This is a genomic window from Bradyrhizobium sp. NBAIM14, from assembly GCF_020193895.1.
GTDB classification, from domain to species: domain Bacteria; phylum Pseudomonadota; class Alphaproteobacteria; order Rhizobiales; family Xanthobacteraceae; genus Bradyrhizobium; species Bradyrhizobium yuanmingense.
Map to the genome: position 1 here is coordinate 189,681 of NZ_JADYVQ010000007.1, position 15,906 is coordinate 205,586.

Genomic DNA, 15,906 nt, shown 5'->3' on the forward strand with positions numbered 1-15,906 from the left:
TATGCTGAGGCAATGACAGGTTTCCCCCGCTACGCGATCTATTTTGCCGCAGGCCGCGACAGCGCCCTCTCCCGCTTCGGCGCCGAGCTGCTCGGCTATGACGCCTACAGCGGCGGCGAGATTTCGTTTCCAGAGCAGGCGCTGCACGCCGCGCCCGACTGGCGCGAGCTCAGCGCCGATCCCCGCAAGTACGGCTTTCACGCCACGCTGAAGGCGCCGATGGCGCTGGCGCCCGGCAAGACCGAAGCCGAGCTGCTGGCCGCCTGCGAGGCGTTCGCGGGCAAGACACGGCCTATCCCGGCAATCCGACCGATGGTCGATGCCATCAGCGGCTTCATTGCCGTTATTCCGGCCGAGCCGATGGAAACGCTCCAGCAACTTGCCGCTGATTGCGTTCGCGAGTTCGACCCGTTTCGCGCCGCGCTGACGGCGGAAGATCGCGCTCGGCGCAAGCCGGAGAAGCTCAGCGAGCGGCAGCGCGATTATCTCGACCGCTGGGGCTATCCTTACGTGATGGAAGAATTCCGCTTCCACATGACGCTGACGGGGCGGCTGGATGCGGAGCGGCGCGGGCCGATCCTTCAGATGCTGCGAACACGGTTTGCGGCGCTGGGGATCGAGACGCTCGCGATCGATCGCATTGCCCTGTTCAAGCAGGATGATGCCAAGGCGCGGTTTCGCATCATCGGCGAGTGGGCTTTGGTGCGGTAGACCTCAGCGCGAGGTCGCAAGATTGAAAGCGAGCGCCACCGCGCCAACCAGAACGAGGCTGATCGCCCAGGCTGCATCCAGGTTGAACCAGCTTCGCGAGACGAACGTCAGTCCCAGATGGCGGTAGACCAGCCACGCCAGACATCCGCCGGCGCCGACCATCGCGGCAACGTGCACCAGCGACACCAGCACCGCCATCCCGAGATTTGCCGTCATCAGCGCGCCCGCCGCCTGATGGCCGGCATCGAGCTTGAAGGCCTGGCAGAGCCCGAGATAGATCGGCACGAGCATCAGGGCAGCGCCGTGAGCGATGGCGACGGCAAATGACCAGAGCACCAATTGCGTCGGCGGAATTCGTGCCAGCGCGCGCGGATGACGCCGGTCGATCAGCCGGTAGACGCCAAAGCCGATGACGAGAAGACTCGCGACGATCTGGATTGGACGCTGCCATTCGGCCAGTACGAGCAGGAAGGCGAACGGCAGCAGCACGAGAAGTGTTGCCAGGAGGTGCCCGGCCGCCAGAGCCCACAATGCACGGAAGAGCGCGAGGGGGCTCTTGTCCATGAGCCCGGCCGAAACGGCGAGCGGCCATCCCATTCCCGGATTGACCCCGTGGTAGAGACCGCTCGCAACAAGCGCGAGCCACAGCCAGCCAAGGGCCGGGCTCGCCTGCGTGCCATCTAGACCGACGGGTAGCAAAATGAGTCCGTCGAACAGTCGCCGCCCTCGAGCCTGATCTGGTGCGCACGATATCCGTCGGGGAAGCTCACGAAATAGTCCTTGTCGAGCTCGAGGCCGCCGTTGCGACCGACATTGGCCATGACTTCCACGCCCGGAACCCCGTCGGGATAGAACTGGTCGTCCCAAGTGGAATAAAGCGAATTGGTCCAGTACACGCGCCGGCCGTCGCGGCTGATCTCGACCATCTGCGGACCCGCCGCAAAGGGCTTGCCGTTCGGATGGGGCGTGCGGCGCGCGATGCCGCCGATGTGGACTGAGCCCGCAAGCTTCGGCTTTCTGGGATCGCTGACGTCGTACTGGCGCATCTCACCCGTGCCCCAGCACGAGACATAGAGAAACCGGTCGTCCATCGACAGGTCGATGTCGGTCACCAGCGGCGGCACGGCGCCAAATCCCTGCAGCAGCGGCGGCAGCTTCTCCTTGGGCGCGGGTTCGGGAGGGATCGTCGCCGTTTTCTCGGCATGGAATTTTCCGCCCTCGCGCCACCAGGTCCAGATCGACGCTTCGAGGTTGGTGGTGTCGACCACGACACCGACGAAGCCGTACTCGCGAACCGGATCGTGCGCGGGGCGCACCTCCAGCGCCATCTGATGATTGGCGCCGAGGTCGATGGTCTGGACGTTGCGACGGGCGCGAAGGTCCCAGAAGTGGAGACGATGGCCATACTTGTTCGCCAGCAGATCTTCCGGGACGATCCCGTTCTCGAACTGCGGCGGTAACGCCCATTCGCTCGTCACCATGTAATCGCGCGGCAGATTCCACCAGAAATCATAATGCAGCGTTTGCGGGCCACGGTCGATCTCCCATCGTCCAAGAACTTCGAACGTCTCGCAATCCATGATGAAGACGCCCGGAGGTCCGTTGGTGCCGTCCTTGCCGCCGCCACCCAGCGTGCTCACGTAAATGCCGTCCGGCCCGCAATGGATCGTGTGCGGCCGCGAGTAGCCGGTTTTCTTGAAGACCTCCTCTGGCTCGATGATCTTGTGAATCTTGGCCTTCGTCGGATCGGGCTTGGTATCGATCACGTAGATCCGCGACGAGCGCAGCCCCGGGATGATGAGATAGCGCCGCTCGATGAAGGCGTGTCCGGCGAGCGGCGACAGGGCGGAGGAGCAAGCATTCCAGCCGAAATGGTGAAACTCATCACCCTTGTTGGGCATCGCTACGGTATGGACGATCTGGCTATAGGTCGGCGATCCCGGCTTGACGTCGATGACCGCGAGAGCATCCGGCTTTGAGAAATCCGGACTGAGCAGCAAGGTGTAAGCAAAGTTCTCCGCAGGCGCTTCCATCGCAAGCTTGGGCGAGGCGTGAAAGGTAGGATCCGGCCTCATCGTCATGGCACTGCCTCCCTGTTCTGTCGGTTTGCACCAACCTGGCTCGGGATAGTGGCAAAAGAAGAGCTGTTGCGCGATGTCCTGAGAATCTCCGCAAGGCGCCGGTTGGCGCGCGTACATTATGCCATCGCGGGGCTATGGGGAACGGCCCGGCACGCGCTAATTCGACGCCTTCAGGCGAAATGGGCATCCCTCGTTCATTTCGAGCGAGGGCGCACAAGTCGCTCCTCGCAGCCTTCGTAGGGTGGGCAAAGGCGCAAACCGCCGTGCCCACCGCTCTTCCCGCGGGCGCGCAAGTTGGTGGGCACGCTTCGCTTTGCCCACCCTACGACAGCTTCACGCAATGACGGGGGAGAGAATTACTTCCCCCACCTGAGCGCCAACGCGTCGCGCTCCTTGGCGAGCTCCAATAGCCCGGCGCGCGTCGCCGGATGCAGCGGCTGCAGCGGATGGCGCACCGCCTCCGACTTGATCACGCCGCCGGCCTGCATCATCACCTTGCAGGCGATCAGGCCGCATTGGCGGTTCTCGTAGTTGATCAGCGGCAGCCAGCGCTCGTAGGCGGCCTTCGCCTTTTCGCGATCGCCCGCGAAATAGGGATCGATGATCTGGCGGATGCCGTCGGGATAGCCGCCGCCGGTCATGGCGCCGGTGGCGCCGGCGTCGAGATCGGCGAGCAGCGTGATCGCCTCCTCGCCGTCCCAGGGGCCCTCGATGTCCTTGCCGCCCGCCTCGATCAGGCTGCGGAGCTTCGAGGCCGCGCCCGGCACCTCGATCTTGAAATAGCGGATGTTGGAAAACTCGCGCGACAGCCGCGCGAGCAACTCGACCGACAGCGGCGTGCCGGCAACCGGCGCGTCCTGGATCATGATCGGGATGTTGATCGCGCCGGAGAGCACCTTGAAGAATTCGACGATGCCTTTCTCGGGGACGCGAAAGGTCGCGCCGTGATAGGGCGGCATCACCATCACCATGGCGGCGCCGGCCGCCTCGGCCTGCTTGCTGCGCGCGGCGCATACGGCCGAGCTGAAATGGGTGGTGGTGACGATCACGGGAACCCGGCCGGCCACATGGTCCAGCACCGCATGCATCACCGTGTCGCGCTCGGCATCGGTGAGCACGAACTGCTCGGAGAAATTGGCGAGGATGCAAATGCCGTGCGAGCCGGCGTCGATCATGAAATCGATGCAGCGGCGCTGACCCTCGAGGTCGAGCTCGCCGCGCTCGTCGAAGATGGTGGGCGCGACCGGGAACACGCCGCGATAGGGGCGTTGGGCCTTGTGTGGGGTGACCGGCATCGAACTCTCCATCCCTGATGTCTTGCGTCTGCCGCCGCGCCCGCGGGAGCGAGGCGGCACAGATGTACCCGCAGTGCCGAGCTGCGGCAATGCCCGCGCGACGTCCGATGGAAAGAGTACGAAAATCAGGCGCTCTTCACGGCGCCCAGGAAACCCTCGACCGCGACGCGAAGACGATCGGCATCCGCCGACATCTTCTTGACGGACTCCGACAGCACCGTGCCGGCATTGCCGGTCTCCTGGTTGAGCCTGGCGACGCTGCCGATGGTATCGGTGACCTCGCGGGTGCCCTGGGCCGCCTGCTGGAAGTTGCGCGAGATCTCCGTCGTGGCCGCGCGCTGCTGTTCGACCGCGGCGGCAATCGCCGTCATCTTCTCGTCGATGCCGCCGATGGCGCCGCCGATCAACCGGATCGCGGCGACCGCCTGGCCGGTCGCGCCTTGGATCTCCTCGACCTGGCGCGAGATCTCTTCCGTCGCCGTCGCGGTCTGCGCCGCAAGGCTCTTGACCTCGCCTGCAACCACCGCGAAGCCGCGGCCGGCCTCGCCGGCGCGCGCGGCTTCGATGGTGGCGTTCAATGCCAGCAGATTGGTCTGGGCCGCGATCGCGTTGATCATCTTCACGACCTCGCCGATGCGGCTCGCCGTCTGATCGAGGATCTCGACCGTCGCATTGGTCTGCTCGGCCTGGGCCACGGCCTCGCGGGCCTCGCGGGCGCTCGACTGCACCTGCGCGGAGATCTCGCCCACGGATGCGGAGAGCTCCTCGGTCGCGGCGGCGATGGTCTCGAGATTATTGGTGGCCTGCTCGGCTGCCGAGGACACCGCCGCGGTCTGGCTGCTCGATTCCGTGACCAGCGAGCGCACGCCGCTTGCGGTGGCGTCGAGCTCCCGCGTCGAGGCCGCAACGCTCTGGATGACCGCCTGCACCGTGTCGTCGAAGCTGCGGCAGGCGGCGTCGACGGTGCCGGAGCGGGCGAGCTGAAGCGCCTGCTGCGATTCGCGTTCGTTACCCAGCCGCTCCGCGGTCGCCGCGCTCTCGCGCAGGCTTTCGAGCGCAGCCGCCATGGTGCCGAACTCGTCGGGATGCCGCGATTGCGGCACCGGCGTCGCATAGTCGCGGGCGCCGATGCGGGCGATGGCGTCGAGGATGGCGCGCACCGGGCGCATCAGCCGGTTGCGCACCACAAACACGCCCGCGACAGTCACGGCCAGTGCAAGCAGGAAGCCGAAGGATTGCACGATGAGATTGGTGAGGGCCTTAGCCTGAACCGCCTCCGCGTGCGCGATCGACAGGTCGAGCGCCTTGCTCGCGACCGCGACGATGGAGGCGAACGGAGCCTGGCACAACGCGTTCCATTCCGCGGCGGGCATCGCGGGCCGGCCGCTGCCGTCGAAGCCCTTGGTGATCTCGCCGATCTGCTTGAGGGCGCCGTCAGTCTTGGCCCTCGCCTCCTTGGCCGTGTTGACGAGGTCGGCCGGCACGTCAGGCGCAGCCAGCAGCTCCTCCATGCCGGTCCAGCCGGCGGTGACGACGCCGTTCCATCCGGCCACGGTCTGCTTCTGGGCATCGTCGAGCGGCTTGCTGGCGTTGACGTTCGGCCGCAGGGTCGAGCACTGGATGCCGTAGCGGTCGCGCACCTGCCAGGCGAGGCGGCGGGCCTGGATCATGCGGGCGATGTAAGGATCGTTCATCCAGGCGCGGTTCGACACCGCGGTGGATGCGAGATTGGCGGTCTCGATCACCTTGGTGACCGCATCGTACCAGGGCGCGGTCCGCTCCAGCTTGCGCTCGGCGCGCGGCAGCTTGGCCTCGTCGTAGAACAACTGGAATTTTGGCGCGGCCTCGCTCCAGCGCTGCTTCAGCGTGCTGGCGAGTTCGTCGCGGCGGGCGAATTCGACGGTGGGGAGCGCCGCGCTGATGGCGTCGAAGCCGGCCTGTTCCGCCTTCTCGGCAATGCCGAGCTTGGCGCGCGGGTCGTCCTCGCCGAGCAGGGCGCTCTGGGCATCGCCACGGTTGCTGCGCAGGGCAACCACGCCATGGAAGATCGACTTGTCGGCATTCGCGAGCCGCTCGGTCTCCAGACTGTCGCTATAGCGGCCGAAAGCCCCGACCATCTGGATGGCCGTGCTGGTCAGCGCGCCGGCCGCCAGCAGCGTCATCAGGACCAGGAGGAGCGTGCTTACCGATTTCTTAAAAATGGACATGGGTCGAGGGATCTAACTCTCAGGAGAGGCCCACCTTGCACCGCCACGTGCCAATGTTTCGTTAAGGTTTGAGTTGAATCGAAGCGATCCAACCTGCACGCATTCGGAATACTATCCTATTCTGGTGAAATCCGGCGGGCGGCGCTCCGCAAACGCCGTAAACGCCTCGCGCGCTTCGGCGGTGCGCAGGCGCTGCGCAAACTGCTCGCCTTCGGCCTGCATCTGCGCGACCAGCGCCTCGCCGTTGCGCATCAGCCGCTTGGTCGCGATGAGGGCCCCGGCCGGCTGGCGGGCGAGACGCTGCGCCAGCGCAAGCGCTTCGGCATCGAGCCTATCGAGCGGCACCACACGGTTGGCGAGTCCCCATTCCAGCGCCGACCTGGCCGGCACGGTTTCGCCAAGCGCGAACATCTCGTAGGCGCGGGCATAGCCGATGCGCGCCGGCATCAACAGGCTGGAGGCGGCTTCAGGCACCAGCGCGAGGCTGACGAACGGCGTCGACAATTGCGCGTTGTCGGCGAGCACGACGAGGTCGCAATGCAGCAGCATCGTGGTGCCGACGCCGACGGCACGGCCCTGCACGGCCGCGACCAGCGGCCGGGTGCAACGCGCCAGCGACTGGATAAAGCGCACCACGTTGCGGCTGCCTTCGGACTTGCCGGCCGCGACCGCCGCAAACTCGCCGACGTCGTTGCCGGCGGTGAACATGTCGCCCTCGCCGCGGATCAGAATCACGCGGGCGGACGGGTCGAACTCGGCGGATTCGATCGCGTCGGCGAGCTTGCCGTACATCGCATCCGTCAGCGCGTTCTTCTTGTCGGGACGTGCCAGCGTGAGGGTGAGGATTCCGCCGCTATTCTCGATCCGGACGTGCTCGGTCATTAGTCTGCTCCGTGTTATTCGTCTGAACGTCTTGGAAACTTGTCCTGAATGCTCGTCAGCCAGCGTGCGACGATGTCGATTTCCGCGGCCGTGAAACCTTCCGTCAGCGCCGCATTGACCTCCGCCGCGCTAGTCTTGGCCTGCGCCAGCGCGGTGCGCCCCTTCGGCGTCAGCCAGATGCGAAAGGCGCGGCCGTCCTCGCGATCGGCCCGCCGCTCGACCAGCTTCGCAGCCACCGTCCGGTCGACGAGACCCGAAATGCCGGCCGGTCCCATGTCGAGCGCCGCCCCAGCCTCGCCCATCAGCGCGCCATCCTGCTTGCCGAGAATGAACAGCAACCCCGCCTGCGCCGGCGTCACCGCGCTCTCGGGCCGCGCCGCCATCCAGCGCTGCAGCCGGCGCTGGGCGACACTCAGCAAGTAGATCAGCCGATGGTGCTGCGCGCCGGCGCCGTTATTTCGCATGCGAAATAGATAGTGAAACGCAGGCGCGTTGTCAAACGGGCCCTCTTGGTTACGGCGCGCAGGTGAAGCTCGCCGCTTCCGTCACCGGGCCGCTCTTGTAGTGCGGCCAGGCCGGCCAGCGGCACAGCGGCAGCGCGCGCGTCGCGGCAAACGACGGCGCCTCGACCTTCTGCTCCCTGACCTCTAAGTCGCCGGGCGCTTTGCCATTCTCGACCCAGTCGACCAGAACGCTCAGCATATCGACATTGGCGGGCGCGCCGGAGCCGACATGGTCGACGCCGGGCGCGGTGTAGAGGCGCGCGAACTCCGCGGTCTCGGCCTTGCCCATCTTGCGCTCGACGCTCTCGAAGTAGCGGATGCCGGCATAGGGGCTCTGGGCGTAGTCGGCCATGTGCTCGAGCACGATCAGCCGGCCGCCCCGCGCCCGGAACCGACTGAGATCGGGATCGGTGGAATCCATCAGGCTGGACACTTCGAGCAGCCGCGCCTTGTGCTCTTCCACCTTGTAGGTGGTGACGTCGAGCTTCGGATCGCGCGCGAAGACATATTGGATGCCGCCGGCGCCGTAGATCCAGGCGATGCCGTTGTTCGGCGCGGGCGGCTGCGCCGGCGGCGCGGTGCCGAGCCACCAGGAGACCCAGCCGCCGGTCGGCCCGACCGCGGGGATGTCCTCGCCGGAGACGCCCCAGCCCGGATAATCGTCGAGGCCATTGGCGAGCGCGAAGGGGAATTTATAGGTGGAGTGCAGCGTGTTCACCGCCTTGATCTGTGCATCGGTGAGACACTGGTCACCGCTCTTGCCGGCCGCGCAGCGCAGCGTCTCGACCTTGAAGGCGGCCTTGCAGCCGACGGGATCCTGCACCAGCGCATCGTCGGAGCCGTCGGGCTTGTCGCAAGCCGCGCGCACGGCCTCGCCTACGAGCTTGACCTGCGCCGGGTTGATCCAGCCCTCGCCCATGGTGACGAGACCCGAGCGCGTACCGGCATGCTGCAGTCCGACCCAGTTGATCACGGGCACGCGGGCGAAGATTCCGTCGAAATCATCGGGATAGCGCTGCGCCATGGCGAGGCCTTCGCGGCCGCCCTCTGACGAGCCCATGAAGTACAGCTTCTCCGGCTTCCTGCCGTAGGCACGCTGCATCAGCCCGACCGCAGCGTCGCGCACCTTCTTGTAGGCGCGATGGGCGAAATTCTCGAACGCTTCGTCGTTGAGCGCAAAGACCTGCGGCGGCTCGCCCTGCTTGGTCTCGTGGCCGGAGTCGGTGCCGTAGGTGACGAAGCCGCGCGCCAGCGGCGAGGGCTTGTCGAAGGGGTAGGCCGGCGGCAGCGCAAGGCCCGTGATCAGCACACCATTGAAGCCGCCACCGCCATATTGCAGCGAGCGACCGTTCCATTCGACGGGAAGGTTGACCTGGAATTTGATCGGGGGCGCCGTGGGATCGGTGGGATCGATATGGCCGAGCACCTTGCAGAAGCGCGGATTGGCCGGCGTGATGCGTGCCGATGGCGTCGGCCCACGCTCGGCGACGGCCAATTGGGATGGCGCCTGCAAGGTCGCGGAATCGATCTTGACGGCGTCAGCGCCGCCGACGAGGCCTTTGCAGACGGTCTCGGCGTCTTCGGCCAGCGTTGCCGCTGAGGCACCACTCGCGCTCATTGCGGCCCCAGTGCCCACCAGCCATGCACACAGCTTCGCTCTGTTGCGCTTCATCGTTTCCACCCGGCTTGTCCTGTTGCGTTCGGCACTTGGCCGCATTCAATGCAACCTTCGCCCGTCCGTCAATCGCTGACGCCGGCTTTCCGTCAGAACGAGCCCAGCGCAGTGCCCAGGGCGATCACCGCCAGCAGCGCCAGGAGCGAGGTCACGATACCGACCATGACGATATCGAAATAGCTGTCGCGATGGGTCAGGCCGCAGATCGCGAGCAGGCTGACCACCGCACCGTTATGCGGCAGGATGTCCAGCGTTCCCGCGCCGATCACCGCCACGCGATGCATCAGCGCAAGGTCGATGCCGTGGCGCGCGGCAAGTTCGACATAGGTCGGGCCGAGAGCATCGAGGGCGATGGTCAGGCCGCCCGATGCCGACCCGGTCAGCGCGGCCAGGATGTTGGTCGCGACGGCGAGCGAGACCAGCGGTCCCCCTTCGATCGCCAGCACCCAGTCGCGCACGATCGTGAACGCCGGCAGCGAGGCCACGACGGCGCCGAAGCCGACGAGGCTGGCGACGCTGAACGCAGGCAGGACCGACGCATTGGCCCCGGCGTCCATGGTCCGGCGCAGCACCGGCAGGCGCGCCCAGTTCAGCGCGATGGTCGTGACGATGGCGGCAGCCAGCGCCACCGCGACCGACCACACGCCTGCGACCGCCGCAAGCGTCGTGTCGCCAAAGCGCGGCTCGGCGAGATAGCTGACATCGAGCCGCGGCAGCACCACCAGCGACATCACCAGGTTGACGGTCACGACAACGACGAGCGGCGCCATGGCGTTCAGCACGGGCGACGGCCGCTCGCTGCGATGACCGTGCTGTAGCTCCGCCGGATCGAACTCGCGGGCAGTCGTCGCGCGCTCGCGCACGAGCTCGTCAGCAGCGGCCTGCTCGATCGCGCCCTCGGCGTCGTCGCCATAGCCTTCACCGGCGCGGCGCGCCGCAGCTTCGGCGCGATGCAGCCACCACAATCCCGCGCCGAGCATGATGAGCGAGCCGACGATGCCGAGGCCCGGCGCGGCAAACGGCGTCGTGCCGAAGAACGGCATCGGAATCGCATTCTGGATCGACGGCGTGCCAGGTAGGGCCGACATGGTGAAGGTCGACGTTCCCAGCACGATCGCGGCCGGGATCAGACGACGCGGAATCGAAGCGGCACGAAACAGCGAGCGGGCCATTGGAACGATGACGAAGAACGCAACGAACAGGCTGACACCACCATAGGTGACCAGCGCGCCGGCGAGCACGACCGCCAGGATCACGCGGCGTTCGCCGAGGCGCTCCGCCATGAAGCCGGCGACCGACGTCACCGCGCCACTGTCGTCCATCAACTTGCCGAAGACGGCACCAAGCAGAAAGATCGGAAAGAACTGCGCCAGAAATCCCGCCGCGTTCACCATGAACACCTGGGTCAGGTTCGCGAGCAGCGGCTCACCGCCGAACAACGCAGCAATGAGTGCGGCGAACGGCGCGAGCAGCAGGACGCTCCAACCGCGGAAGGCGAATAGGACGAGCAGACCGAGTCCGACGAGGAGGCCGAGGAGACCCATGCCTCAGCACTCCGACAGCAGGACATCGAGATCGGCGGTCGAGCGGCGGCCGATCTCCGCGCCGTGCTCGGCGAGGAAGTTGTCCGCGGCCATGCGTCCCTCGGCGCGCAGCATCGAGACGAACTCCCACTCCGCGTTGAGCTTCGAGGAGGCCCCGAACTTCGCCAGCATGTCGCTCTTGATCCGGTGCGTGCGCATCTTCGCCCAGCGCGCGCCCTCGCCGCTGCCCGGATCGGCCGCCTGGCGCAGCAGCGCGATCATGCGCAGCTCCTTCATCAGCGGCGAGTTGAAGGAGATTTCGTTGAGACGGTTGAGGATCTCCGCAGCCGTCCGCGGTTGCTCCGGCCGCTCGGTCGGATTGATCTGGACGAGAATGGTGTCATGCGCGTCGCTTTCGCGGACCAGCGGCGTGATGGTCGGGTTGCCGGCATAGCCGCCGTCCCAATAGGGCTCGCCGTCGATCTCGATCGCGCGGAACATGGTTGGAAGACAGGCCGATGCCAGCAGCACGTCGGCCGTGATCTCCGCGTTGCGGAAGATACGTCCGCGCCCGGTGCGTACCCGGGTCGCGGTGATGAATAGCTGGATCGGCGAGCGCACGAGCCGTTCGAAATCGATGCTCTCGGCCAGCACCGCGCGCAGCGGATTGTAACCGGTAGGATTGAGGTCGTAGGGCGAGAGCACACGCGACATCAAATCGGTGAGGATGTAGAACGGCGACGTATCGAGGGTCCAGCGCCCCATCAAGCGGTCGAGCGGAGAGCGCTGTAGCGGGCTGAAGGCCGCGGCCTTCGAGATACGACGCCAGTATCGGTCAAGCGCCTCACGCGCCCCCTCGGCGCCGCCGGCCGTCCACCCGTCCGCCAGGACCGCCGCATTCATCGCGCCTGCGGAGGTTCCGGAGATCGCGGTGATCTCCAGCCATTTCTCTTCCAGAAGACGGTCGAGCACACCCCAGGAGAAGGCGCCATGCGAACCGCCGCCCTGCAGCGCGAGATCAATCAGTACGGCGTCCCGTTCCATGGCGGACACTCACGCAACTGAAGCTCAAATTCGACGCGATTGGAACACGTCGAATTCGACCGCAGTGTGGGAGCACCGGCCGCAAGATGCAACCGGAACGTGGGCGGTTTAGTGCTCAAATACCAGCCGCGCCCCGACCGTTCCCTCGAGGCCGCGGATCTGCCGCAGCAGCTCGCCGGAATCCTGACCGCCGAGATCGGCGTCGAGCACGACGTAGCCGAGGTCGCCGGCGGTCTCCAGATATTGCGCGGCGATGTTGATGTCGCGCTGAAGGAAGACCTCGTTCAGCCGCCGCAACATGCCGGGCACGTTGCGATGGACATGGCTGAAGCGTGCACCGGAGGGACGAAGATGCAGCTGCACCTCCGGGAAGTTGACCGCGCCCATCGTCGAGCCGGTAATGAAATAGTCGACCAGTTTTCGCGCGACCTCGCCGCCGATGCGCTCCTGCGCCTCCTCAGTCGACCCACCGATATGGGGGGTGAGGATGACGTTCTCGATGCCCTGAATGGGACTATTGAAACGATCGGCATTCGACGAAGGCTCGACGGGAAAGACGTCGACGGCCGCACCGGCGAGATGACCGTCGCGCAAGGCACGCGCCAGCGCATCGAGATCGACCACGGTGCCGCGGCTGTTGTTGATCAGAAACGAGCCCGGCTTCATCGCCCGCAGCTCCCTCTCGCCGATCATGCCCGCAGTCTCCGGCGTCTCCGGCACGTGCAGGCTGACGACGTCGCTCTGCGCCAGCAGATCTTCCAGCTTCTCGACCGGCTCGGTGTTGCCGTGGCGAAGCTTGTCGGTGCGGTCGAAATAGATCACGCGCATGCCCATGGCTTCGGCCAACGTCGAAAGCTGCGAGCCGATATTGCCGTAGCCGACGATGCCAAGCGTGCGGCCGCGCACCTCGCGGCTGCCCGCCGCCGATTTGTCCCAGCCCCCGGCATGGGCCGACACCGAGCGCGGAAAGATCCGCCGCAGCAGCATCACGATCTCGCCGATGACGAGCTCGGCGACGCTGCGCGTGTTGGAGAACGGGGCGTTGAAGACGGGAATACCGCGCTTGCGCGCCGCCGAAAGATCGACCTGGTTGGTGCCGACGCTGAAGCAGCCGACCGCGAGAAGCTGGCCGGCCGCCCCCAGCACCTCATTGGTGATCTGCGTGCGCGAACGGATGCCGAGCAGCGACACGCCTTCGAGCGCGCGCCGCAGATCCGCGCCGTCCAGCGCCTTGGTCAGCCGCTCGACATTGGTGAAGCCCGCGCCCCTAAAAAGGTCGACAGCGCTATCATTGACGCCTTCGAGCAGCAGCGCCTTGGCGCTTCGCTCAGGGCTTTGGCCTGGGGCGGACATGGCATCTCCGTAGATGGCAGCTTTGCCTTCGCACATAGACCGCGGGCGGTGCGCAGCACAATAGGGAACGGATACGGGGAGAAGACGGCCGGAGCTGAGGATGCGCTTGGCATCCCAGAGCTCGGTCAAATCACATAGAACCCGTGCGTGCCGTCGCGGCGGAGCTGCTCGACGAGGCCGTATTCCCAATCGAGATAGGCCTGCATCGCGGATTCGGCCACATCGGTGCCTTCATAGGGCCGGCGATAGCGGTGGGCCGGGTCGGGCTTCGGCAAGACCTGCGGTGGACCGATTTCCAGCGCGCAATCATAGCCGCCCTCGAGCACATAGACTTCCCAACCCATCTGCGCCAGCCAGGACGCCGTCATGTCGGCGCGGACGCATCTGTCATCGGTCAGGACGATGCGCGCGCCGCGCACGGGCGCGGCCATGTCGGTTTCCTGCACGAGCTGGCCGCCGGGATAATGGCGGAAGCCGGGAAGATGCCCGGCCGCATAGTCCTCGGCACCGCGCACGTCGAAGCGATACAGCGTGCGATGGGTTTCTGCGACCAGCGCCGCCATCTCGTTCGCTCCGATATGGCGGACACCGGCGCGATAGGCGACGTCGCGGGCATTGGCCGGGCCGCCCTCGAACGGGCCGATCGCGCCGCGCCTGTCGGCGCCGTGATTGAGCCCGTGCCGCGCCAGGGTCCAGCCGATGGTGCCGTTGCGCAGCGCCCGCACCTTGTTGGGCACGCCGGCATTGATCAGCGACTGGGTGCCGATGATGGAGCGGGTGCGGCCGGCGCAATTGACGATGATCGTGGTTTCAGGGTCGGGCGCGGCCTGGCCTGCCCGCAGCACCAGCTCCGCGCCGGGCACGCTGACCGAGCCCGGGATGTTCATGGTCGCGTATTCGTCGAAGCGGCGGACGTCGAGGATGGCGATGTTGGCCTTGTCGGCGATCAGCTTTGCCACCTCATCGGCACTCAGCGAGGGCGTGTGGCGACGCGACTCGACCAGCTCGCCGAAGGCCTTGGAATAGGAATTGACGTCCTCGAAAACCTCGAAGCCCGCATCGCGCCACGCCTTCAGCCCGCCCTCGAGTGCGCTGACATTGCTATAGCCGAGTGCAGCCAGACGCTCGGCGCCGGTCGCAACCAGCCCCTCGCCGTCATCATAAAGCACGATCGCAACGTCCTTGCGCGGCAGCCGCACCTCGGCCTCGATCGCGATCCGGTCGGCGGCCATGTTGGCGGCGAACAGCGGATGGCCGGTGGCAAAGGCAGCCTCGTATCTGAGATCGAGCAGCGCGATCTCTTCGCGCAGGAGCAGGGCGCGGCGGATATCGGCGGGGGTGACGGTCGGAAGCTTCATGGCGAAAACCTGACAAGGACGTGCCACGGGCTTTTGAACGATTGTCGAGGTGTTGGCTAGCCTCTTCGGCTGCAACTCACTCGCCCGGAACGAGCCGCCCAAGCGGCGGCTGCGCCGGGCGCCGCAGCTTGCGGCGCGACAGATAGAGCAAAATGCCGGTGACCGAGAACAGCGGCATCAGGGCTGCGGCAATCATGAAGGCGAGCTTGCCGGGCCAGCCCAGGACCGCGCCGCGATGGATATCGAGCATGTTGGCGATGATCTTCTCGCCGAACGTCTTGTCGGCGTAACGTTCCGTGGAGGCGACCTGACCGGTGACGGCATCGATGCGGAATTCATCGCGCTTGGTGTCGAGCGTCGACTCCTTCCCCCACGACCGGATCCGTATCACCGTGCCAGGCCCCGGCGGCAGCGTCAGCAGAGCCCTGGCAAAGCGGTCGCCCTCCTCACGCCGGAACGTCGTCCATGCCAGGTCGAACCCGATCGGCTGGGCCGGCTCGGAACGAGCCGCCGCACGCGGCGCCTTCGCGGACATTCTTGGCTGCATCTTCGCGGCAGAGACTTCTGGACGCGACAGCAGCCAGACGACGCCGTCCTTGTACCAGTCGAACGAGTACCACAGGCCCGTGAGCGTCATCACCAGATAGACCGGAAGAACCCAGGTGCCGATCACCGCATGCAGCGAGCGATGCAGCCCGCGTCCGCCGAGACCGAGATTGGGCTTGAGCCACATCTTCACGCTGCGCGCGCGACGTGGCCAGCGCAGCACGAGGCCCGAGACCAGCATGACGATCAGGCCGAGTGCGGCCACACCGGTGATCTGGCGGCCCCAGCCCTTGGCATCGCCAGGGATCAGCAGCCAGCGATGCAGCTTCCGAACCGTCGCGAAGAACGCCTCGCCGCGCGGCGCACCCAGCACGCGCGCATCATAGGGGTCGACATAGAGCGAATTCGGCCGCTCGCCCTGCTCATCGCGCGCGAAGCGGACCCGCACGGCCGCAGTCGGATCGCTCGACAACATGACGGCCGAGACCTGACCGAAATTTTGCCCCGCCCCCAGCCGCGCGACCAGCTCGTCCGGCATCAGCGCCGGCATCTCGCGCGGCACGACGTGCATGATGCCGGCGTTGAGATGATCGACGATCTCGTCCTCGAAACTCATGATCGCGCCGGTCAGCGCGATCAAGGCTAGCAGCAGCGCGAGCACCAGGCCTGCGATGGAATGGACCTGGAGCAGGACAGTTTTGATCATGTGCCCGGGCCGCGCGGCCATG

At 66.3% G+C, this 15,906-nt stretch carries 13 protein-coding genes; 1 reads left to right on the plus strand and 12 read right to left on the minus strand.

The features are described from left to right. Positions 1–12: 12 nt before the first annotated feature. Positions 13–711 (plus strand): DUF1045 domain-containing protein, encoded by a 699-nt coding sequence (locus I6F28_RS19630; RefSeq protein ID WP_225140554.1) that lies wholly within the window; start codon positions 13–15, stop codon positions 709–711. 3 nt (positions 712–714) lie between these two features. Here the strand turns inward: I6F28_RS19630 and I6F28_RS19635 are convergent, their stop codons facing one another. The 12 genes from I6F28_RS19635 to I6F28_RS19690 all read right to left on the minus strand — a co-directional run bounded on the left by I6F28_RS19635 (position 715) and on the right by I6F28_RS19690 (position 15,905). Then, positions 715–1,308 carry a hypothetical protein gene (locus tag I6F28_RS19635; protein ID WP_225140654.1) on the minus strand — a complete coding sequence of 198 codons (594 nt, stop codon included), beginning with the start codon at positions 1,306–1,308 and terminating at the stop codon, positions 715–717. Between the two features lie 83 nt (positions 1,309–1,391). Further along, on the minus strand, positions 1,392–2,792 hold the full coding sequence (locus I6F28_RS19640) for a selenium-binding protein SBP56-related protein (protein WP_225133966.1): 1,401 nt from the start codon (positions 2,790–2,792) through the stop codon (positions 1,392–1,394). Positions 2,793–3,148: 356 nt separating this feature from the next. Further along, a complete protein-coding gene (locus tag I6F28_RS19645; protein ID WP_036026912.1) occupies positions 3,149–4,087 on the minus strand; it encodes a dihydrodipicolinate synthase family protein in 939 nt (312 codons plus the stop codon). 125 nt (positions 4,088–4,212) lie between these two features. Beyond that, entirely contained in the window at positions 4,213–6,294 is a 2,082-nt protein-coding gene (locus I6F28_RS19650) for a methyl-accepting chemotaxis protein (RefSeq protein WP_225140555.1), read from the minus strand. A gap of 111 nt (positions 6,295–6,405) precedes the next feature. Beyond that, positions 6,406–7,176 carry an enoyl-CoA hydratase gene (locus I6F28_RS19655; protein WP_036026870.1) on the minus strand — a complete coding sequence of 257 codons (771 nt, stop codon included), beginning with the start codon at positions 7,174–7,176 and terminating at the stop codon, positions 6,406–6,408. Between the two features lie 14 nt (positions 7,177–7,190). Next, on the minus strand, positions 7,191–7,640 hold the full coding sequence (locus I6F28_RS19660; protein ID WP_036026867.1) for a MarR family winged helix-turn-helix transcriptional regulator: 450 nt from the start codon (positions 7,638–7,640) through the stop codon (positions 7,191–7,193). Between the two features lie 49 nt (positions 7,641–7,689). Continuing rightward, complete coding sequence (locus tag I6F28_RS19665; protein WP_225140556.1) at positions 7,690–9,351, minus strand: tannase/feruloyl esterase family alpha/beta hydrolase; 1,662 nt, start codon at positions 9,349–9,351, stop codon at positions 7,690–7,692. A 92-nt stretch (positions 9,352–9,443) separates the two neighbouring features. Beyond that, entirely contained in the window at positions 9,444–10,898 is a 1,455-nt protein-coding gene (locus I6F28_RS19670; protein ID WP_225140557.1) for a GntP family permease, read from the minus strand. Positions 10,899–10,901: 3 nt separating this feature from the next. Beyond that, the gene (locus I6F28_RS19675; RefSeq protein ID WP_225140558.1) at positions 10,902–11,921 is read right to left on the minus strand and encodes a patatin-like phospholipase family protein; all 1,020 of its coding nucleotides are present in this window, start codon (positions 11,919–11,921) and stop codon (positions 10,902–10,904) included. Positions 11,922–12,029: 108 nt separating this feature from the next. Then, on the minus strand, positions 12,030–13,274 hold the full coding sequence (gene serA / locus I6F28_RS19680; RefSeq protein ID WP_036026910.1) for a phosphoglycerate dehydrogenase: 1,245 nt from the start codon (positions 13,272–13,274) through the stop codon (positions 12,030–12,032). Between the two features lie 125 nt (positions 13,275–13,399). Beyond that, positions 13,400–14,632: a rhodanese-like domain-containing protein gene (locus I6F28_RS19685; RefSeq protein WP_225140559.1), complete on the minus strand. Its 1,233-nt coding sequence runs from the start codon at positions 14,630–14,632 to the stop codon at positions 13,400–13,402. A 76-nt stretch (positions 14,633–14,708) separates the two neighbouring features. Beyond that, entirely contained in the window at positions 14,709–15,905 is a 1,197-nt protein-coding gene (locus I6F28_RS19690; RefSeq protein WP_225140560.1) for a PepSY-associated TM helix domain-containing protein, read from the minus strand. Between the last annotated feature and the right edge of the window lies 1 nt (position 15,906).